We start from the raw sequence: 20,640 nt of genomic DNA, 5'->3' as shown, positions 1-20,640 counted from the left end.
GTCGTCAGCCGGCATTCTGCAGCGAGATCACGCGGCTGGCCGACAACTCCCCGACCTCGGAAAGGATCGGGTAGGATACCGCCGCGATATGGGCGTTGATGCGCTTCAGGTCGCGCAGGATATCGAGATGCAGCGTCGACGAGCCCATCGTTTCCGGCTGGCCGTTCTGCAGGCGTTCGATGTGTTTCTTCTGCGAGCGTTCCTCGATCTGGCGGACATGAACCTTCTCGGCCGTCAGGCGGCGGGCGAGGTTCACGTCGCGGCTGAGGAAGACCGATTGCGCCAGTTCGAGGTTCAGCAGCGTCTGGCGGTAGAGTTCGCCGATTTCCTCTTCGCCGGCGGCCGAGAACTTTACCTGCCGGTCGGTCTTCTTTCGCGCCATTTCCGAAAGATCGCGGTCGATGATATCGCCGACATGTTCCAGGTTGATCGCGTAGGACAGAACCTCGCGCATGCGGGCATTCTCGTCGTCGCTCAGTTCGGTGCGGCCGAGGCGGGCAAAATAGAGCTTCAGGTCTGTCAAGGCGGCGTCGACGCGGTCGTCGAGCTTGGAGATGTCGCGCGCGGCGTTAGGGTCGTCCACCAGCAGCGACCGCAGGTTCAGCTCCATCATCAGGGCCACGTTGTCGCCGATCCGCAGCACCTCGCGCGCCGCGCCGCCGATGGCAAGGGCGGGGGTGTCGAGCGCCGCGTCGTCCAGATAGGAGGCCTCGCCCCGTTCGGCGGCGGGATCGGGCCATATCAGACGGGTGAGGCGGTCGAGCGGGCCGAGCAGGGGCAGGAACAGCGCCAGCAGGATCGCGTTGAAGGCCAGGTGCGCGGCGATGGCGAGGCGCGCGTCGGGCGGCAGAAGATCGGCGAGAGACGGGCCGGCGATGCCGGCGGTTGCCAGCACCAGTAGCGCTCCGACGCCGCGCACCGCGAGATTGCCGCGCACAAGGCGTCGCGCCTTGGGGCCGTCGCCGGTGACGGCCAGGCAGGGCGGTATCGCGCCGCCCAGATTGGCGCCCGCCACCAGCACCAGCACCAGCGAAGGCGTCACGCCGCCGCTTTGAGCGAGCATCGAGATAAACAGCACGACGGCGAGGCTCGAGGATGATGCGAAGGCCAGCACGGCGGACAGCAGCAGGCCGAAGATCAGCCCCTGATCGAGCGCCGAGAGGATGGCGCCGGTCACCTCCGCCTCCCGAAGCGGCTCCGTGGCGCCGCCGAGCAGTTCCAGCGCCAGCAGCATCAGGCCAAGCCCGATCAGCGCCTTGCCAATGCCCCGCCCGCGCGCAAGCCGGCTGCGGGCATGGATCACGACGCCGCACAGAACCAGCGCCGGCGACAGCCAGTGCAGGTCACGCACCAGGATAGCGGCGGTCAGGGCCGTGCCCAGATTGGCGCCGAGCAGCACCGCCTGCGCCATGCGCGGGGCGATGATGTTGCGCGAGACGAAAGAGCCGGCGATCACCGCGGTTGCCGTCGAGGATTGCACCGCGATGGTGACCAACATGCCCGAGATCGCCGCGAAGACCCGGTTGCCGGTGCCCCTGGCGATGCCCTGCCTGAGCGAAGCGCCGAAGCCCGACAGGATCCCCGACTTGATCATCCGCAGGGCCCAGAGAACCAGCGCGCCCGCACCCAGAAGATCGATGAGCTGGATCGTCGAGTTCATGCCGCGCCTCCGCTCCGGTTTGCCGGTGGCATGCCGGCGTCAGCTTTTGCTTGAGCGGCGCGGGGCAAGGCATTAGTCTCACGAGTGAACATGGTTGCAACAATTTTCAAAGGCTGTGCATGACTGGATCGACCACGCCCCGCGCCGACAGGGTTTCCTACGTCAGCGCCAACGAGGTGGCGGAACGCGCCGGGGTTTCCCGGTCGGCCGTGTCGCGCACCTTTTCCGGCGCCGGCAGCGTGGCGCCCGCCACGCGGCGCAAGGTGATGAAAGCGGCAGAGGAACTGGGCTATCATGCCAATCTCCTGGCGCGTGGACTGGTCGGCGAGCCGTCCAAGATCGTGTGTCTGATCGCCGCCGATGTCGGGCAGCCTTACCATAGCGCGATGATCGACAAGGTCACCCGCCAGCTTCAGCTCCACGGCAAGGTGGCGATGTTGATCAATACCGCCGGCGACGATGATAGCGTCAGCCAGGCGTTGAGGCAAAGCCTGCACTACCGTGCAGAAGCCTCGGTGGTGCTCAGCGGGTCGCCGCCGGCAAAGCTGGTGCAGAGCTGTCTTTCGAACGGTCAGCGGGTGGTGCTGGTCAACCGCGACGACGACGCCGAAGGCGCCGAGCGCATCCGTATCGACAATCGCTCGGCCTGCCGCGAAGCGCTGGCGCTGCTTAGGCGGGCGGGCTGCGCGCGGCTGGCCTGTGTCTCGTCGCAGGCGCGGACCTCGTCCATGACCACGCGCGAGAGCGCCTTCGCCGAGGCCGCCGCCGAGGTGGGGATCGAGATCGACGTTGTCCGGGTCGGCCCCACTAGCTATGAAACCGGTCAGGAATCCGCCCGCGTTCTTCTGGGGCGGTCGAACCCGCCCGACGGCGTGTTCTGCGTGACCGATCTGCTGGCCTTCGGCTTCATCGATGCCGCCCGCAACATATTCGGCGTCGAGATCCCGCGCGACCTTTGCGTGATCGGGTTCGATGACGTGCCGCAGGCGCGCTGGTCCTGCTATGAGCTGACCACGTTCCGCCAGCCCATGGACGAGATGGTCGCCCGCATTGCCGAGATCCTGACCTCGGATACCATCGGCAGCGATTCCGCCTTCGAGGTGCTGCCGGTCTGGCGCAAGACCGTGCGCATGGGCTAGAATGTCACGCACCTCCGGACGGAAAACCGGTATCCGCTTTTCCTGGAATTGCTCTAGCACGGGACATAGGCCTCCTTGAGCCGGTCGAGCGCCGCCCGTTTCGCGTCATAGCCTTTGAGCAGAAGTCCGAGCGTGCGCAGGAAGACCGCGAGAATGGCGGCGTCGGAGCCCTCCGGGTAATCCATCCGGGCGCAGCCTTGCGCAAGCTCGGCGTAAAGCGCGCGGCGCTCCCTCGATACGCCGGCCGCAGCGCCCCCGCCGGCCTCGCGCAGGCGGTACCAGTCGACGAAGATATCGGCGAAGGCAATGTCGGGACGGGCGGCTTGCGGAAGCGACAGGCGCGTGACGAGTTCCGGCAGGCGCGCGCGCTCCGCCATCGCCTGCAACTGTGGCGGCCAGTCCTCGGGCAGGCGACGCTGCAGGACGATGGCGCGGAAGTGCCGGTCGAGGAACTGGCGGTAATCCGCGGCGCTCAGAACCGATCTGTCCTGTCCCGTGCGGTCGGCCTCGGCGGCGTAGCGGGCGAACCAGGCATCGAACCCGGGAGCATCGGGCAGGGCGCGGTCCGAGATATGCGTGCCGTCGGCGTCGATCTCGAGACATTTCCAGCCGGCGGGATAGGCGACGGTCGAGGGTACGGAGACGTTGACCAGCCCGCCCGCAGTCGCTGTGGCATCCACGTGCCAGTGACCGCTGAAATGCAGTGGAATACCGGTGGCGGCGATGGCGGCGGCGACATCCGACGTCGGCATCCGCCTTGCGCCGGCGCGCGAGCCAGGCAGGGTTTCGAGCTCTGCCGTCAGGCCGCAGAAGATATCCGCGACGGGGTAGTGCGAGAACGCGACCAGCCGCTTGTTTTCCGCCCTGGCCCGGCGGGCGACATCGCGCATCCAGTCCAGCAGATAGGGCTTGTGCCGCAGCGTGGCGTTCCAGCCGTCCTTGCTGCAATCGACAAAACCGCCGTCCCCGTCCGGCAGATAGACATTCGCATCGATCGAGAGCAGCCACAGCCCCTCGACCGGCTCGACCAGATAGGACATGTCGCTGATCAGGGCGCTGTCGCCCCGGTCCGAGGTGACCCGCGACCTGCGGCCTGCCATATCGGGCGTGGTGCCGAAGGGGGTTTCCCAGTGCAGGTCGGAAGGGTGCGGGTGGTAGCCGAACTCTCCGGCATAGGGCAGCGCTTCGTCATAGCCGAGCATGCGCATGCCGGGGCAGGATTGCGCGCCGTCGCTACCCGGCAGGCCCTGGCCCGCGAAAGCCGCGACATTGCCGGCCGGGTCGACGAAATTCTTGGCTAGCGGCTTGCCGGTCATCGACCACTGGTCGTGGTTTCCGGGCGTGGCGAAGAAGCGGATGCTATGGCGACGGCTATAGTCCGCCAGAAAGTCCGAGACCGCCTGCCAGTTCGCGGACTGGCCGTCATCCGTCAGATCGCCGACGATGATGCACAGCCTGATCCCCTCGGCCGCGACGGTGTCGAGGGCCGCGCGAAACGCCGCCTCGCTTTCGTTGAAGACGCGGGTGGAGTGCAGGCTGTCGGAAAGCGAGCGCACGAACCGCGCCTCGGCGGCGGCGCTGCCGAAGCGGACGTCATGCAGATGCGGATCGGACAGGACGGCGATGCGGATCATTGCGCGTGACCGTCCCTGTCCGCATGTTCGGGGTCGCGGTGGTCGATCCGGTCGATCCAGGCGGAGGCCTTGCGCGTGGCCTCGACCAGCATCGGCTTGGGCGCTTCGAACCATTCGTCGGGGCGCAGTTCACGCCGGGTGCGGACGTGGTCCAGCGCACCCTCGATCGTCGGGTAGCGGTCGGGCATCTGCTTATGCAGGAGCAGCGCCACGAGCGCCACCGAACGGCTGCGACCGCCACGGCAGTTCACCAGCACATTGCCGCGTTCGCGCCGCGGATAGGAGGCGCGGTCCGGCAGGATTTGCGACAGCGCGCCAAGCAGCTGGTAATAGCCGGCAAGAATCATGGTTTCGGCATTGCCGGCGCCGTCGACAAGGCCGAGCTTGTAATAGCGATAGGCGCCGTGGCCATAGGTCAGGTGCCCCTCTTCGATCGAGGGGTCGGGGGCGTCGACGAGGTTGATGTCGAGATTGACGGCGCAGTTCACGACGGTGGTGATGTTGTGTTCGCGCAGCAGCGGCAGGTTCGACATGCCCTCGCGTCCGCCGACATAGACGGCGATGCCGTACGGCTCCAGCCGTTCCTCGATCAGGCTGATTTCGGGGCGGTCATAGCGGGGCGATTTGGGCAACGGGCTGGCGTGGTTCATGCGATCATCCTTGCGCGGTCTGTTTCGTTCGACAGGGAGGCCAGCGCAATGCCGGTCGCCGCGCTGACTGCCGAGGCCAGCGCCGGCACGACGGCCAGCACCGGGCCGCCCTGGCCCAGGCCATCCTCCGGCAGGTCGCTGACCCGGCCGCCGGCCTCCTCGACCAGCAGCAGGCCGGCCAGGCAATCCCAGGCATTCATGTGCAATTCTGCATAACCGTCTGAGCGGCCATCGGCAACATAGGCAAGCCCCAGCGCGCCGGAGGCCGCGCGGCGGAGGTTCGCGCCGTGATCGAGCAAGCGGTTCATGACCGTCAGATAGTCCTGCTGCGGGCGGCGGTTGCTCCAGCCGAGCTCCAGGCAGGCGGCTGAGAAGCTGCGGGTTCCGGCGACGTGGATCGGCCGGCTGTTGCAGGTCGCACCCGCGCCGCGCCGAGCAAACCACAGCTCCTTTGTCGCCGGGGCGAAGATCGCGCCGATCTCGGTGATGCCATCGCGGACATAGGCGATGGAAATGCAGAAATGCGGAATGCCGCGGGCGAAATTGGCGGTGCCGTCAATCGGGTCCACGACCCAGACCGAGCGCCCGCTGACCGCGCCGCCGGTTTCCTCGCCGAGGAACTCGTCCTCGGGCAGGGCGCTTTCAAGGCGCGCTTTCAGATGCGCTTCGACCGCGGCATCGGTCTCGGTCAGGAAATCCTGCGATCCCTTCATTGCGATCTCTTCGAATTCGCGGCGGCGGAAACCGTCCAGCGCGATCCGGCCGGCGCTCTGGGCGAGGGAGAGACACAGGTCGGCGCGATCGAGGATTTGCTTGTCTGCGGATGTGGCTGCTTGGCTCATGCAGGGGAGGCTCCGTTGAAGAGACGGCGCGCGGGCGCCGGTGTTTTGGTAAAGGTGGTCATCGTCACAGGGCAGGGGCCATGGCGCTTGCGCGGCGGCGGGAATCCACGGCGTCGGCGACGCGGTCGAGGGTTGAAAAACGACCACCGGGGCCCTGCGCGACATAGCCCGGGCAGTGATGCGCCGGCGCTCCGTCTGGCTGCTTGCCCAGCGTCAGGGGACGATAGTTGCCGCCGGCGCGTTCCAGGATCAGGATCGCGGCGGTAACGTCCCAGGCGTTGACGCCGAAGCCCGCGGCCGCATCCGCCCAGCCGGCCGCGACATGGCAGAGGCTGAGGGCAGCGCTGCCGGGACGGCGCAGGCACGAGAACGCGGAGATCAGATCGCCGAGCCCCGCCAATGCCGCCTCGCGTCCTTCCAGACGGAAGTCGCGCTGGACCGGGTAGCCGGTGATCAGCGTCGCGCGCGCCTCGTCGCGGACCTCGGGGCAGATGAGCGCCGCGCCGTTCAGCGATGCGCCGTCGGTATCGGCGGAAAACAGGTTGTCGGCCATCGGGTCGTAGACCGCGCCGGCGACGATCCGGCCATCGACCACGGCCCCGATCGAGACGCACCAGAAGGCGAGGCCGGCGGCAAAATTCGAGGTGCCGTCGATCGGATCCACGAACCATTTGACCGGGCCGCTGCCAATCTCGCCGCCTTCCTCGCCGACGATGGCGGAGCCGGGGACCTCGGCCAGCAGGCTTTCGCGGATCATCGCCTCGGTGCGCTTGTCGTGGACCGTCACGGGGTCATGCAGGTCGGCCTTGTAGTCCACGGTCATGTCGGCGCGAAACACGGCGGTCAGCGGCGTACCCGCGGCCCGCGCCACGGTTTCGGCGACTTCGCGCAGGCGGGCGGGCGAGGGGAGCGCGGTTTCGGCGATGGCGGTCATTGTCTTGGGTCCTTCGTTGTTGTGCCCCGGGCTCATCGAGAGCCCGGGGCGCGGCTGCCTGGGAGGTCAGCGGCTGTAGTGGATGCGCCAGAAATCCTGCCAGTCCTGGCGGCTGTCCCAATCGTCCAGCCCGGTCGTTGAATCGTAGGCCTGCAGGTTGTCCCAAAGGTCTACGATGCCGGACGGCTCATCATCGGGCATCGCGATGGTGGTGTTCGTCGGCACCTTGCCGTCGACCATTTGCGGGGCAATGCCTTCCTCGGTCAGGACATAGTGCACGAACAGCTCGGCCGCGTTCGGGCTGTCGGTGCCCGATGCGATCAGCGCCAGCTTGGAATAGGTCCAGCCGACCCACGGCTCCAGCGTGTCGCAGATGGCCATTTCATAGCCTTTGTCCGCGACATCGCGGAACTTGGCCGAGGACATCAGCCCGAAGAACGGCTCCTGCTGGCCGGGCGCGCCGACGGCGGCGGAGGTGTTGTCGTCGCCCTCCGTCACCAGCGGCGCGTTTGCGCCAATGGCTGCGACCCAGGCCTTGGTGGCGCTGTCGAATTCGGTTTCGAGCGGCTTGCCGTAATGCGCCTCGTAGGCGGCGCGGACGGCGTCGTCATGGTGACTTTCCATCTGGCTGAACCAGTCGGTGTAGCTCGACTTGGACAGCGGGTCGATCATGGCGAAGCGCCGGTTCCACTCCGGATCGGTCAGCGCCCAGATGTTGGTCACCGGGCAGGTGTCGTAGACCTCGGTGTTATAGGCGAAGACGTTGGCATTGGTGGTCGCCGTCAGCGGGTCCTGATAGCTGGCGGGGATCACATCGGCCATGTCCGGCGGCAGATAGCTGTAGACGAAGTTCTCGGGAAGAAGCTGGGCAAGCGCTGCCGGCGCGTCGGTGATCATCAGCACGTCGCCCTGCACGTTGCCGGCCTGCGATTCCCGGATCACCATTTCAAGCTGCGAGGTCGCCTTGACTTTCTGGCCGATGGCGTCGACCCCGTATTTGCCGGCGAAGTTCTCGACCATTTCCACGATCTTGCCGGTGCTGTCGTAGACGGTCAGCTGCGGTTCGCCCTTTGCGGCCTCGACCAGTGCGTCGAGATTAAAATCCTGGGCAAGCGCCGGCGCGGCCAGTGCGGCCGTCAGCGCCAGGGCTGTCATGCTCGTTTGTATCTGCGTCATGTTGTTCATATCGGGTCTCCTCCCCTGATGACGGCCGGGCATTTTGGTTGCCCGGCCAGTTCGTTTATCGGGCGTAGTTCAGGCGCCAGAAATCCTGCCAGTCCTGCCGCGTGTCGTAGTCTTCCATCGCGGTGGTGAGGTCGTAGGTCAGCAACTGGTCCCAGGCGGCGGCGATGCCCGAGGGCTCGTCGTCAGGCAGGCCGACCTCGGTATTGGCGGATTTCTTGCCATCCTCGGCCTGCGGGGCGATGCCTTCGGCCGTCATTGCGTAATGGATGAACAGCCTGGCCGCGTTCGGGCTGTCCGTGCCGGGTGCAATCAGTCCGACGCCGACATTGGTGAAGCCCAGCCACGGCTTGATCTCGCCGCAAAGGCCGAGCTTGTAGCCGGAGGCCTCGTTGTCGCGGTATTTCGCCGAGCTCATCAGGCCCATGAAGCCTTCCTTCTGCCCGGGCGCGCCCACGGCCTCGGCCGCGTTGCTGTCGGAGCCGCCGAGCAGCGGCGCATTCGCCGCAAGCATGGCGACCCATTGCTCCGTCGCGCTCTGTTCGGACGTATCGATCGGCTTGCCGAAAAAGTCCTCATAGGCGGCGGCGAGAGCATCGTCGCCGTGGGATTCCATCTGGTTGAACCAGTCGGTGTAGACCGACTTGTTCAGCGGGTCCTGCATCGCCACCTTGCCGCGCCATTCCGGCCGGGTCAGTTCCCAGACATTCGAGACGGGGCAGCTATCGTAGAGCTCGGTGTTGTAGGTCCAGACATTGGCCATCGTGACCACGACCAGCGGGTTCTGATAGCGCGCCTCGATCACGTCGGCGAGGTCCGGCGGCACCCAGCTGACGGCGAAGTCGTTCGGCAACAGCTCCGTGATCGCCGCCGGCGCGTCCGAGATGATCGAGACGTCGCCCTGCACGTTTCCGGCCATCGCCTCGCGCGCCATCATCTCCAGCTGGGCATGGGCCTTGACCTTCTGGCCCACCGCCTCCAAGCCGTATTTGGCGGAGAAGTTTTCCGCCATCGTCACGATCTTGCCGGTGCTGTCGAACACCGTAAGCTGCGGCTCGCCCTTCGCGCTCTCGATCAACACGTCGAGGTCGAATTCCTCGGCATGAGCGCCGATCGCCGTCAGGCAAAGGGCGAGCGCGCCGGTTGTTTTTAAAATAGTCCGTCTCATGTCTTTCCTCTCCTCCCGTTGAGATGTGGTTGCGGCCCGCTCCTCCGCGGGCCGGAAGTTATCGGCTGTAGTGAATGCGCCAGAAATCCTGCCAGTCCTGGCGCTTGTCGAAATCCTCCGCGGCAGTCGCGGTGTCGTAGACCATCAACTCGTCCATGAACCCTGCGACGCCCGACACCTCTTGCGGGTTAGGCGGCACGGCGCTGTTGGACGAGACCTTGCCGTCGACCGACATCGGCGCGATGCCGTCTTCGCTGAGCAGGTAATGGACGAAGAGCTTCGCCGCGTTCGGGCTGTCCGTGCCGGCGGCCATCACGGCGAGCCCCGGATAGAGCCAGCCGGAGAAAGGCTGCATCCCGCCGCAAATGCCGAGCGCGGTTTCGCCGCTTGTATTGGACCGGAACTTCGCGGTCGACATGATCCCGAAGAACGGCTCCGCCTGCCCGACGGCGCCCACGGCCTCGGCGACCGAGGTGCTGTCGCCCAGAAGCGGCGCATTCCCGGCATACATCCGCACCCATTGCTGGGTCGCGCTTTCATCCGACCGGTCGATCGGCTTGCCGAAATGAGCCTCGTAGGCTTCCGCCATGGCGTCGTCGTGATGGGTCTCGAGCTGGTTGAACCAGTCGGCGTAGTTCGGCTTCACCAGCGGGTCGAGCATGGCGACCTTGCCGTGCCATTCCTGCTCGGTCAGCGCCCAGATATTGTCGACGGGGCAGGCGTCATAGACCTCGGTGGAATAGGTCCAGACATGCGGGTCCGACACGACCACCACCGGATCCTGCTGTCCTTCGGGGATGTTGCCCGCAAGGTCCGGCGGCAGCCAGCTTGTGACGATGCCTTCCGGGATCAACTGTCCCATGATCGAGCCGACATCGGCGGCCACGCCGAGATCGCCGACAATGTTGCCGGCCTGATATTCGCGGATCATCAGGTCGATCTGGTCGGCCTCGTTCACCTTCTTGCCGGCGGCCACGACGCCGTAGAGCGCGGTGAAGGCCTCGGCGGTGCCGACGATCTTGCCGGTCACCGCATAGACGGTGATCGGCGGCTCGGCCCGGGCTGCCTCGACGAGCGCGTCGATGTCGAAACCGCTCTCCTGCGCCTGAGCCGCGCCGCCAAGCGCGATCCCGAGGGCCAGCGCCGAGAGCGCGGTGGTGGTTTTGTCGTTGATGGTCAAGTGTTTCTCCTCCCTGAAAAACAGTGGTTCATGCGGCGGCGGCGGCCAGAACCTCGTCCGCCGCGTGGATGCGGTTGCCGTCGCCGTCGAAGACGTTCAGCGCGCGCGCCTGGACGCGGAAATGCATCCGGTCTCCCTCGCGCACGCCCGGCGCGATATGGGTGTTCATGAAAATCACCTCGCCGCCGGTTTCGAGCTCGATGATCCAGCTTCCGCCGGTGGGCAGGATAGCGGCCACCCGCGCCGGCGCGCCGAAATCGCCCTCGGCCAGATCGTCCTTGCCGGCGACCAGCGAAATCGCCTCGGGACGGATGCCGACCGAGCCGATGCCGGAAATCTCCGGGTGGCGCACCGAAAGAAAGCGCATCACGTTCTGGACCAGTTCGTCCTTGCGGGCGAAGTCGAGGATGTTGATCGGCGGCGAACCCACGAATTCCGCGACGAAGCGGTTGGCGGGTCGCTCGTAGATATCGTCGGGCGTGCCGAGCTGTTGCAGCGTGCCCTCGTTCATCACCGCGATCGTGTCGGCGAGCGTCATCGCCTCCCACTGGTCGTGGGTGACGAACACGATGGTGGTCGAGAACTGGTTGTGTATCCGCTTCAGTTCGGCCCGCATTTCAAGGCGCAGGCGGGCGTCGAGGTTGGAGAGCGGTTCGTCGAGAAGCAGAACGCTCGGGTTCACCGCCAGCATTCTGGCCAACGCCACGCGCTGCTGCTGACCGCCCGAAAGCTGCGAGGGATAGCGTTCGCCGTATTTGCCGATCCCCAGTGCCTCCATCACCTCGGCGGTGCGTTTCTGGCGGTCGGCCTTGGGGACCTTGCGGAGCTTGAGGCCGAATTCGACATTCTGCTCGATGGTCAAATGCGGCCACAGCGCATAGCTCTGGAATACCAGGCCCATGCCGCGTTTTTCAGGCGCGATGAAGGTGGCGGTCTCGGGGCAGTCGACGACACGATCGCCGACCGCCAGCTCGCCGCTGGACAGGTTCTCCAGTCCCGCGATCATCCTGAGCGTTGTGGTCTTGCCGCACCCCGACGGGCCCAGCAGGCACAGGAATTCTCCGTCCGCCACCGCGAGATCCAGTTGGTGGATCGCCTCGTAGGCGCCGTAACTTTTCTTGATGTTCTTCAGCGTAATTCCCGGCATGCCTTATCCTCCCAGGCCTTCGGCGAGATTTGTCTTGGTAAGCTTCTGCGCGATGAGCGTGCCGAAATAGGCGAGCCCCGCGACGATCAGGACCACCGCATTGGCGGCCTGGGTATAGTTGTAGTCGACGAGCCGCAGCGAATAGGTGGTCAGCACGTCGGTGGAGGGCACCGCCAGCACCACGAACAGGCTGAGGCCCTTGATGCCCGAGATGAACGGCAGCAGCACGCCGGTGACCAGCGATCCCTTCTGGATTGGCACGACGATGCGGGTCATCCGGTGGAACCAGCTCGATCCCGCGACCTGCGCCGCCTCCTCGGGTTCCTTGCCGAGCTGCATCATCGCCGAGATCCCGGCGCGCGAGGCATAGGGCATCTGGTCGGCGATCAGCGCCAGGATCAGGATCGCCATGGTTCCGTAAAGGGCCGGTATCGGGCCGCGCTGGACGGCGAACAGCGACAGATAGGCCGCCGCGAAGGCGATGCCCGGCACCAGATAGGGGAAGAACGTCACCTGCCTGAGGAAACTGCCAAGCGGGCGCAACGGCGTGCGGACCACGGCGTAGCCGACGAGCAGGCCCAGGAGCCCGGACACGACCGACGCCGAGCCGACGATCCACAACGTGTTCCAGGCCGCGCTCCACAGTTCGGGCGTCAGCAGGATGCCCTGCTGCAGCGCGACCGTGTCGAGATTGGTGCCCAGCCAGTAATCGAGCGTAAAGTTCTCCCAGGTGAAACGCGCCGGGACGTGCATCACGGTGGACAGGAACAGCGTCAGAACCGGCAGGCCGACGCTGATCAGGAAGATAAAGGCGGCGAAACCGGTCGCCGGCAGCCGCATGCCCCGCAGCCGGGACAGGCGGTTCATCGAGCCCTTGGAGCCCACGGTCACGAACCTGCGGGCCTCGCGGATCAGATAGGCGTCGATCAAAAGCGTCATAATGCCGAGGATCATGATCGAAGCGGCGAGTACGCCCGCGACGCCGGTCTGGCGCGAGCCGAGATTGCGGTAGAGCGAGGTGGCGAGCACGTCGAACTTGACCGGCAGGCCCAGCACATAGGCGACGCCGAACTCGCCCAGGCATTTGGCGAAGATCAGCACGATCGCCGAGATCAGCGCCGGTTTCATCAGCGGCAGCACGATCGACCATGCGATCCGGCCCCGGCTGGCGCCGAGCATCCGCGCGCTGTCCTCGAGCTGGCTGTCGAAGCGGCGCAGTGCGCTGCCGAACAGCAGGATGATGAAGGGGGTATAGTGCAGCGCCAGGATAACGGTAATCGGCACCTGGCCGTAAGCCAGCCAGTCCGGCGGCGAGAAACCCATCGCCTCGACCCAGCCCTGCTGGCCGCCGACCGTGCGGTTCTTGAAAAGCGTGTTCCAGGCCAGCGCGAAGGTCCAGGCGGGAAGCATGTAGGGCACGATCAGCGCCGTGGCGAACCAGCGCCTCGCAAACATGTCGGTGCGGCTGATCAGCCAGGCGAGGATGCCGCCGACGATCACCGATACGACGATTGCGCCGAAGGCAACGCTGAGCGTGTTCCTCAGCGGCTCCCAGAACATGTCGCGCGCGACCGGGGACAGGAAAGTCCTGTGCAGGTAATAGCTGGTCCATTCGCCGACGGCGGCGCCGGTGCGTCGTGAATCGCCGAACTGGGTCTGCACGGCGTCGAGAAGGATCGAGATGATCGGAACGACAATCAGATAGGTGAACAAAACCGCCATCAGCAGGCCGATCACCGTGGTCGGCTCCCGCATGGCGATCCGGGTCCGGTATTTCAGCCTGGTGATCCAGCTCGACCCGGCTGGTCGGCCAACAGGTTCCGCGGCGTTACTCATTGCGCAAACCCCGCATGCGCAGCGGTGGAATATTCTGTTTCATGTCTCTCCTCCCGTGGTCGTCACCAGCCATTTGCAGGGTTTTCCGATTGCACTCCCGTGCATCGCGGAAACCGATACAGCCATGGATCGACGATCTGACGTGCACGGTTGCAGCAATTTCCAAAGGTGTCAAAGGGAAAATTCAAAAAATGACACGCGAGTGCAATCAAATAATTTGTTTAACTATCTGAAATATATATGAAATATTGTAGGATTAGAGAGTTTTAAAAAAAATTATGCACATATGTGCATAACCACGGATGGCAATTCGGCGGCGCCGTGTCGGCTTGGGACGCTTGTTCACGACCTGAAGAGCCGTCGTCTCACCACCGGACGGCTTCAGACCCGGTGACTGGCGTCAATTCACAACTGACAGGTCGAAGTACATTTGACACCTGCATGATTTATATGACTACATGTGCAGTCATGTGATCAACATGCGGAGCTTCAGATGCATCTTTCGATGTGGACCTATCCCTGGGACGTGCAGGGTCAGGGGCTTGAACGGACGTTTTTCGATCTTGCCGGGCGGGCGGGGCTGAACAGCATTTCTCTTGCCTCGTCCTATCACGCCGGCCGGTTCCTCCAGCCGCGCAGCCCCAAGCAAAAGGCCTACTTCCCGCAGGACGGAACGGTCTATTTCCGTCCCGACGAAGCGTTGTGGGAAGGCAAGTCGATCCGCCCGCTGATGGCCGACAATGTGGCCGAGCGCGGCGACATGCTGGAAGCGCTCACGACTGCGCGCGATGCCGGCAGCGGCATGAAGGTGTCGTGCTGGACGGTGTGTCTGCATAATACCCGGCTTGGCATGCTGCATCCCGGTCATGTGACGCGCAACGCGTTCGGCAATCCCAACTACTATAACCTCTGCCCGTCGAGCCCTGCCGCGCGCGACTACGTGGTCACCCTCGTGCGCGATATGACGACGCGTTACCGGCCTGACATGGTCGAGCTCGAAAGCCCCAATTTCATGGGATTTGCCCATGAATTCCACCATGAGAAGGACGGCGTCGGGCTCAATGCCGAGGATGATTTCCTGCTGTCGCTGTGCTTCTGCGACCATTGCATGGCGCGCGGCCGGCTGGCCAGCGTGCCGATGGAGGACGCGCGCGCTACGGTGCGCGGCTTCATTGCCGAACTTTGCGAGCGCGATGTGCCCGAAAGGCAGTTTCCGGACTTCCCGGCGGCGGGCAATGACGCCTTCAATGCCTGGCCGGCGCTGCGTGCATTCCTCGAATGGCGCACGGAGCCGGTCACCAGCCTGATTGCCGAAATCCGCGCCAAGGCCGATCCTGCAAGCAGGATCGTGCTCATCGATCTTGCCGATGGCTGGATGGGCGGCGTCGATCTTCAGGCCGTCGGCAAGGTCTGCGACGGCGCGATCCTGTGCTGCTATTTCATGGAGCCCGAACAGGTCGCAGCCCTGATGAAGGCGGGGCGTGAAGCGCTCGGCCCGGAAAAATATCTCGGCGCCGGCTACCGGGTCTTCTACCCGGAAGTGACCTCGCCCGAGGCCCTCGCCGATCGGGCCCGGGCCGCGATCGAGGCCGGCGCGGACGGCATCAACTTCTACAATTACGGCCTTATCCCGGAAAAGCGGCTGGACTGGGTGCGTCGCGCCGTCGACGGTCTGCCGCAATAACAGGCAGGATGGCGTGTTGCCGCAAAACGATCTGCTTTCGCGGATTCCAACTTGACTACATGAGTGTACAAGCTAACAATAAGGCATAGCCATGCTTGGCTTCTCGAAAAAGGGGAAAAACATGAAACTGAAGAAACTGCTTCTCGTCGCCTCCGTCCTTGCGGGCATGGCGGTTCCTGCCATGGCTGAGGAAAAGTTCACCATCGGCTACGACAATTATTTCAACGGCAATTCCTGGTCGGTTCAGCTCTCGAAGGAGTTCGAGGCCGAGGCCGAACGGCATCGCGACGAAGTCGATGTCGTCTATACCGAGTCCGAGCTGAAGGCCGACAAGCAGGTCTCCAACATCGAGGACATGATCACGCGCGGCGTCGACGCCGTCATCCTCACGCCGATCTCGCCGACGGCGGTTATCCCGGTGCTGAAGAAGGCTGAAGCCAAGGGCATCAGGATTGTGCTGCTCGCCTCGACCATCCGCAGCGATGATTATGACGCGCTGGTTACCGTCGACGATGTCGATTTCGGCAAGGCGGGCGCCGAATGGCTGGCCGACAAGCTGGACGGCAAGGGCAGGATCATCGCGCTCAACGGCATTTCCGGCATTTCCGCCAGCGATGACCGCTGGACCGGCGCGAAGGCCGTTTTCGAGGAATACCCCGATATCGAGGTCATCAGCGTCGTCGATGCCGGCTGGGACTATGCCAAGGCCAAGGTCGCGGTTTCCAACCTTCTGGCGGCCAATCCGGAAATCGACGGCGTCTGGTCGCAGGGCGGCAGCATGACGCTCGGCGCGATCGATGCCTTCGAGGCGGCGCAGCGTCCGCTGGTGCCGATGACCGGCGAGGACAATAACGGTTATCTGAAGCGCTGGACGGCGCTTGAGGCCGACGGCTTTGAATCCGTGGCGCCCTCGAAGCCGACATGGCTCGGCTCCGAAGCCCTTCTGGTCGCGCTCGACCTGCTTCAGGGCGAAGAGGTCGAAAAGAACAAGGTATATGACGTGCCGATGATCACCTCGGAAAACCTCGGCGAGTTCACCCGCGACGACCTGTCCGACTCCTTCTGGGCCAATACCCGCCTCAGCGACGAACAGGTCCGGGCAACCTTCCAGGATTGACCGGGCTTATACCAGGGACCAGTCCCTGGTATTGCAAGCGAGAGAGAAACAGTGACAAGCCAAACCTCCGCACAACTCCCCCCACTGTTAGCGGTCACGGGTCTGTCGAAGTCCTTCGGGCGCAACGCCGTTTTGAAAGACGTTTCTTTCTCGCTTGGCCGGGGGGAAGTTCTGGCGCTTGTCGGCGAAAACGGCGCCGGCAAGTCCACCCTCATGAACATCCTGTCCGGCAACCTTGCCCCTGACAGCGGCGAGATCCGCCTGAACGGCAAGGCCTACAGCCCGGCAAACCCCGCCGAAGCGGCGGGCAGCGGCGTTGCCATCGCGCACCAGGAAACGGCGATCATGCCGGACCTGACGGTTGCCGAAAATACCTTCTTCCGCCGCGAGCCGCGCAATGCGCTCGGCCTGATCCGGCAGAAACGGCTTCACGCCGATTTCGAAACCCTTTCCGCATCTCTCGGCTTCAGCCTCGACGGCAAGCGGCTCGGGCGGCGGCTGAGCGCTGCCGAACGGCAACTGGTCGAGATCGCCCGCGCCATCTCCGCAAGGCCGGACCTGCTGATCCTAGACGAGCCGACGGCATCGCTCTCCGCCGAAGCCGCACAGTCCGTGCTGAAGCTGATGAACGAACTGAAGCGGGAAGGCACCTCGATCATCTTCATCTCGCACCGCATGGGCGAGATCATGGAGGCGGCAGACCGCGTCGTGGTGCTGAAGGATGGCGCGCTGACGCTTGCGGCCGCCCGCGGCAAATTTACCGAGGACGACCTGATCCACGCCATGGTTGGCCGCAAACTGGAAAACATCTTTCCAAAGCGCCCGGCGCCGGGCGATCTGGCTGTCCGTTTTTCCGTAACCGGCGGCACCAATGCGAACCTCCCGGAAATCGACTTTTCCGTCCGTCGCGGCGAGGTGCTCGGCATTGCCGGTCTCGAAGGGCAGGGGCAGAAGCCGCTGGCGGATGCGCTGTGCGGCTTTGCGCCGTTCAAAAGCGGCCGGGTCGAGATCGATGGTGAAGAGGTCAATCTCAAATCGCCCGCGGCAGCCATCGACGCCGGCATTGCCAGCATTCCCGACGACCGCAAGCATGAAGGCCTGGCGCTGTCGCTGCCGATCCGCCTCAATATGAGCCTGTTTGCGATTTCGGAGCGCGCGCGCGCCGGCTTCCTGCCGCTCGGCTATGAGCGCGAATTCGTCCAGGACGCCCGCAAGCGCTTCTCGATCCGCTCGACCGATATGGAACAGCCTGTCGGCGAACTCTCCGGCGGCAACCAGCAGAAGGTCGTCTTCGCCCGCTGGCTGGCGCATGAGCCGAAGCTTCTGGTGCTTTACGAGCCGACCAAGGGCGTCGACGTCGAGTCGAAAAGCGAGATCTATCATCTGGTCGGTGCGCTTTCGAAAAAGGGCGTCTCCGTCATCCTCATCTCATCCGATCTGATGGAGCTGATCGGCCTCTCCGACCGCATACTGGCGCTCTATGAAGGCCGCGTCACAGGCGAGATCGCCCGCTCCGACTTCTCCGAGGAGAAGATCATGCGCTATGCAGCCGGCCTGCCGGCCGAACAGCGGAATGCAGGCGGGGAGGTGCCCCTTGTTTGAAGGTTCGCTTCGCCACAACCTGATTTTGAGCCTGCCGGCGCTTGCGCTCGCGGTTCTGCTGATCGCGGTCACCGGCTTTCTCTCTCCGAATTTCCTGAGTGATTCAAACCTGACCAACCTGTCCACCCGGCTTCTGCCGCTCGGGCTGGTGGCGCTGGGCGAGGCGCTGGTGCTGTTTGCCGGCCGGATCGATCTTTCCGTCGGCTCGATCATGAGCCTTGCGACGGCGATCATGGCGCTGACTTCGGGATCGATCGGATGGTTCTCGGTTCCGCTGGCGCTTTTCGCCGGGCTTGCCTGCGGCATCTTCACGGCCTGCGGCGTCAATTTCCTGAGGATCAACCCGCTGGTGATGACGCTGGCGACGGCGGCCATCGTCAAGGGCATCACCATGCTCTTGCTGCCCTCTCCGGGCGGCGAGGTCGACTATGCCTTCTATGAAGCGCTTTTCGGCGCAGAGCGCCTGTTCTCCGCGCCGCTTGTGATCTCGCTCGCCGTCTTTGCCGTGATCGCGATTGCCATGAACTGGACGCGGCTCGGCCGGTCGATCTACGCCTTCGGCTCCGACCCGCGCGCGGCCTTTTCCAACGGCATCTCGGCGTTCCGGGTCGACCTGATGGTCTTCGGCCTGTCGGGCGTGCTGGCCGCCGCCGCCGGCATCGTGCTGTCGATCCGCATCCTCTCCGGCGATCCGCTGATCGGCGAATCCTACACGCTCGATGCCGTTTCGGCGGCGATCCTCGGCGGCGTCGCGCTGCAGGGCGGTCGCGGCAATGCCGTCGGCGTGTTGTTCGCAGCACTCTCGCTCGTGCTCATCAACAACATGTTCAACCTGCTCGACATCGACACCAGCCTGCAGAACATCGCCAAGGGGCTGATCTTCATCGTGGCGCTGGTGTTCTTCATGCGCGGCAAGGAGAACTGACATGGCGCTTTCCGCCTACCTTTCCAATGCCAGACCGGCCGGCGCGACATGGCGCGCGCTGGCGCTTCTCGCCATCCTGCTGGTCGTGCTGTTCGTGTTCTCGGGCCGCGTCTCGATGGTGCAGATCATGGACAATGCCCGCCAGGCGGCGCCCCTCGGGCTGATCGCGCTCGGTCAGGCGCTGATCCTGATGATGGGCCGGCTCGACCTCTCCGTCGGCGCGACGGCAGGCCTTGCCAATGTCGTGCTGGCGGCAAGCTTTGCCGGCGATATGGACAATATGGCAGCGGCACTGGCGATCACGGTGTTCTTCGGCCTGCTCGTCGGCCTTGCCAATGGCGTACTGGTGGTGCTGCTGCGGATTCCTGCGTTTCTCGCCACGCTCGCAACCTCGCTGGTGCTGTCGGGCGCCATCCTCGTCTATACCGGCGGCAGCCCCAGAGGCTCAATACCGGCAGGTTTCCGGGTCATCTCGGAAGGTTGGTTCTTCGGCATTGTGCCGTGGTCGGTGGTTATCTGGGTTATTGCCAGCCTGATCCTGCTTGCCTTCGTGCACTATTCGCTGTCCGGCCGAAAAATGCTGCTTTCCGGCGCCAATGCCGCTGCCGCGCGCCGCAACGGGATCGCCGCCGACCGCATGGTGATCTTTTCCTTCGTGCTGGCGAGCTTCATGGCGACGCTTGGCGGCATCATGCTGTCGTCGATCACCGGCATGGCGTCGATCGGCATTGCCGATACCTATACGGTGGATTCGATCGCGGCGGCGGTCATCGGCGGCGCGCTGTTCACCGGCGGCGTGTTCCTGCCGCTGGGGGCCGCCGCCGGCAGCCTGATCCTGTTCTTCCTCCAGAGCCTGCTCTACGTCCTGTCGCTGCCGCCCGCGGCGCGCTTCGTCCTGCAGGGCTCGATCATCATTCTCGCGCTTGCGCTTTCAAACTTCAAAAAGGACCGCTGAACATGGAATTCATTCGGACACTCAACGGCGATATCGCGCCGGAGGACCTCGGCGTCACCTATTCGCATGATCACCTGTTCTGCATTCCGCCGCTGTGGCAGGAAAAGAAGATCGACGATTTCATGATCGATGACATCGAGGCCTCGATCAGGGATGTCGAGCTGTTCACCGCCGAGGGCGGCCAGGCCGTCTATGATGCGACCGCAATCGACTACGGCCGCAAGCCCGCCGCGCTGAAGGAAATCTCCGACCGCACCGGCATCAGGATCATCGCCACCGCCGGCTTCAACAAGGCGATCATGTGGCCGGGCCAGATGGCGGGCACCGGCGGCACGTTCCAGCAATGGATCGACGGGCATTCGCGCGCCGAGATCCGCGACCATGTCGTGGCCGAACTGACCGTCGGCATGGATGGCACCGACCTCAAGGGCGGCGTCGCCAAGTTCGGGACCGGCTACAACACGATCTCGGAGGCCGAGGACAAGGTCACCCGCGCCGTTCTCGACGCCCACAAGGAAACCGGCTGCCCGCTGCATTCCCACACCGAACTCGGCACGCTGATCCTCGAACAGCTCGCCATCCTGAAGCAGGAAGGCGTCGACCCGACGCGGCTGACCATGGCCCATGTCGACCGCAACCCGGATCACTGGCTGCACCTGAAAGCGGCCGAAACGGGCCTGTTCATGTGCTTCGACGGCATCAGCCGCATCAAGTACCATCCCGAAAGCGTGCTGATCGACTGCATCCTCAATCTCGTCAGCCACGGCCATGAGGACCAGATCGTCGTCGGCGGCGATATCGCCCGGCGTACCATGTACCGCAATTATGGCGAGGGCGGTCTCGGTCTCGGCTACATTCTGGAAAGCTGGGCGCCGCGTTTCATGGAACAGGCCGGCGAGGCGGGCTTCGACGGCAAGGCGCTGTTTGAAAAGTTCTTCGTCAAGAATCCGCAGCGCGCCTTTGTCTTCAAGCAGTGAGCATCCCC

Annotated in this window: 17 protein-coding genes; 7 read left to right on the top strand and 10 right to left on the bottom strand. The window is 64.5% G+C overall.

The annotated features are described in order from the left end of the window. Nucleotides 1-4: 4 nt before the first annotated feature. Complete coding sequence (locus HQ843_RS24530) at nt 5-1,660, bottom strand: Na/Pi cotransporter family protein (protein ID WP_180900747.1); 1,656 nt, start codon at nt 1,658-1,660, stop codon at nt 5-7. 119 nt (nt 1,661-1,779) lie between these two features. Between HQ843_RS24530 and HQ843_RS24525 the strand changes: the two genes are divergently transcribed. Next, a complete protein-coding gene (locus tag HQ843_RS24525; RefSeq protein WP_180900748.1) occupies nt 1,780-2,799 on the top strand; it encodes a LacI family DNA-binding transcriptional regulator in 1,020 nt (339 codons plus the stop codon). A gap of 53 nt (nt 2,800-2,852) precedes the next feature. Here HQ843_RS24525 and HQ843_RS24520 read toward each other — a convergent pair whose 3' ends face one another. From HQ843_RS24520 to HQ843_RS24480, 9 genes are all read right to left on the bottom strand, one after another. Continuing rightward, entirely contained in the window at nt 2,853-4,433 is a 1,581-nt protein-coding gene (locus HQ843_RS24520) for a metallophosphoesterase family protein (protein WP_180900749.1), read from the bottom strand. Further along, entirely contained in the window at nt 4,430-5,083 is a 654-nt protein-coding gene (locus HQ843_RS24515; RefSeq protein ID WP_180900750.1) for a dual specificity protein phosphatase family protein, read from the bottom strand. The genes HQ843_RS24520 and HQ843_RS24515 overlap by 4 nt, the downstream gene beginning before the upstream one ends. After that, nucleotides 5,080-5,925 (bottom strand): inositol monophosphatase family protein, encoded by an 846-nt coding sequence (locus tag HQ843_RS24510; RefSeq protein WP_180900751.1) that lies wholly within the window; start codon nt 5,923-5,925, stop codon nt 5,080-5,082. The genes HQ843_RS24515 and HQ843_RS24510 overlap by 4 nt, the downstream gene beginning before the upstream one ends. 64 nt (nt 5,926-5,989) lie before the next feature. Continuing rightward, on the bottom strand, nt 5,990-6,859 hold the full coding sequence (locus HQ843_RS24505; RefSeq protein ID WP_180900752.1) for an inositol monophosphatase family protein: 870 nt from the start codon (nt 6,857-6,859) through the stop codon (nt 5,990-5,992). A 66-nt stretch (nt 6,860-6,925) separates the two neighbouring features. Continuing rightward, the gene (locus tag HQ843_RS24500; protein ID WP_180900753.1) at nt 6,926-8,044 is read right to left on the bottom strand and encodes an ABC transporter substrate-binding protein; all 1,119 of its coding nucleotides are present in this window, start codon (nt 8,042-8,044) and stop codon (nt 6,926-6,928) included. 55 nt (nt 8,045-8,099) lie between these two features. Beyond that, nucleotides 8,100-9,209, bottom strand: a complete 1,110-nt coding sequence (locus HQ843_RS24495) for an ABC transporter substrate-binding protein (RefSeq protein WP_180900754.1) — start codon at nt 9,207-9,209, stop codon at nt 8,100-8,102. Between the two features lie 58 nt (nt 9,210-9,267). Then, complete coding sequence (locus tag HQ843_RS24490) at nt 9,268-10,389, bottom strand: ABC transporter substrate-binding protein (RefSeq protein WP_180900755.1); 1,122 nt, start codon at nt 10,387-10,389, stop codon at nt 9,268-9,270. Between the two features lie 28 nt (nt 10,390-10,417). Further along, nucleotides 10,418-11,536, bottom strand: coding sequence for an ABC transporter ATP-binding protein (locus HQ843_RS24485; protein ID WP_180900756.1), 1,119 nt, complete (start codon nt 11,534-11,536; stop codon nt 10,418-10,420). A gap of 3 nt (nt 11,537-11,539) precedes the next feature. Continuing rightward, a complete protein-coding gene (locus tag HQ843_RS24480) occupies nt 11,540-13,372 on the bottom strand; it encodes an ABC transporter permease (RefSeq protein WP_180900757.1) in 1,833 nt (610 codons plus the stop codon). Between the two features lie 493 nt (nt 13,373-13,865). On the opposite strand from HQ843_RS24480, the gene HQ843_RS24475 reads away from it, so the two are divergent. From HQ843_RS24475 to HQ843_RS24450, 6 genes are all read left to right on the top strand, one after another. Then, nucleotides 13,866-15,056 carry a methylenetetrahydrofolate reductase gene (locus HQ843_RS24475; RefSeq protein ID WP_180900758.1) on the top strand — a complete coding sequence of 397 codons (1,191 nt, stop codon included), beginning with the start codon at nt 13,866-13,868 and terminating at the stop codon, nt 15,054-15,056. 121 nt (nt 15,057-15,177) lie between these two features. Beyond that, nucleotides 15,178-16,173 carry an ABC transporter substrate-binding protein gene (locus HQ843_RS24470; RefSeq protein ID WP_180900759.1) on the top strand — a complete coding sequence of 332 codons (996 nt, stop codon included), beginning with the start codon at nt 15,178-15,180 and terminating at the stop codon, nt 16,171-16,173. 51 nt (nt 16,174-16,224) lie between these two features. Beyond that, nucleotides 16,225-17,775, top strand: a complete 1,551-nt coding sequence (locus HQ843_RS24465) for a sugar ABC transporter ATP-binding protein (RefSeq protein WP_180900760.1) — start codon at nt 16,225-16,227, stop codon at nt 17,773-17,775. Further along, nucleotides 17,768-18,700, top strand: a complete 933-nt coding sequence (locus tag HQ843_RS24460; RefSeq protein WP_180900761.1) for an ABC transporter permease — start codon at nt 17,768-17,770, stop codon at nt 18,698-18,700. The genes HQ843_RS24465 and HQ843_RS24460 overlap by 8 nt, the downstream gene beginning before the upstream one ends. Before the next feature lies 1 nt (nt 18,701). Beyond that, the gene (locus tag HQ843_RS24455; protein ID WP_180900762.1) at nt 18,702-19,655 is read left to right on the top strand and encodes an ABC transporter permease; all 954 of its coding nucleotides are present in this window, start codon (nt 18,702-18,704) and stop codon (nt 19,653-19,655) included. 2 nt (nt 19,656-19,657) lie between these two features. After that, nucleotides 19,658-20,632, top strand: a complete 975-nt coding sequence (locus HQ843_RS24450; protein WP_180900763.1) for a phosphotriesterase family protein — start codon at nt 19,658-19,660, stop codon at nt 20,630-20,632. The last annotated feature ends 8 nt before the right edge of the window (nt 20,633-20,640 follow it).

Source organism: Martelella sp. NC20, assembly GCF_013459645.1.
Lineage (GTDB): Bacteria > Pseudomonadota > Alphaproteobacteria > Rhizobiales > Rhizobiaceae > Martelella.
Note: the sequence above shows the minus strand (reverse complement) of the source record. Positions and strands in the feature narration are given on the sequence as shown.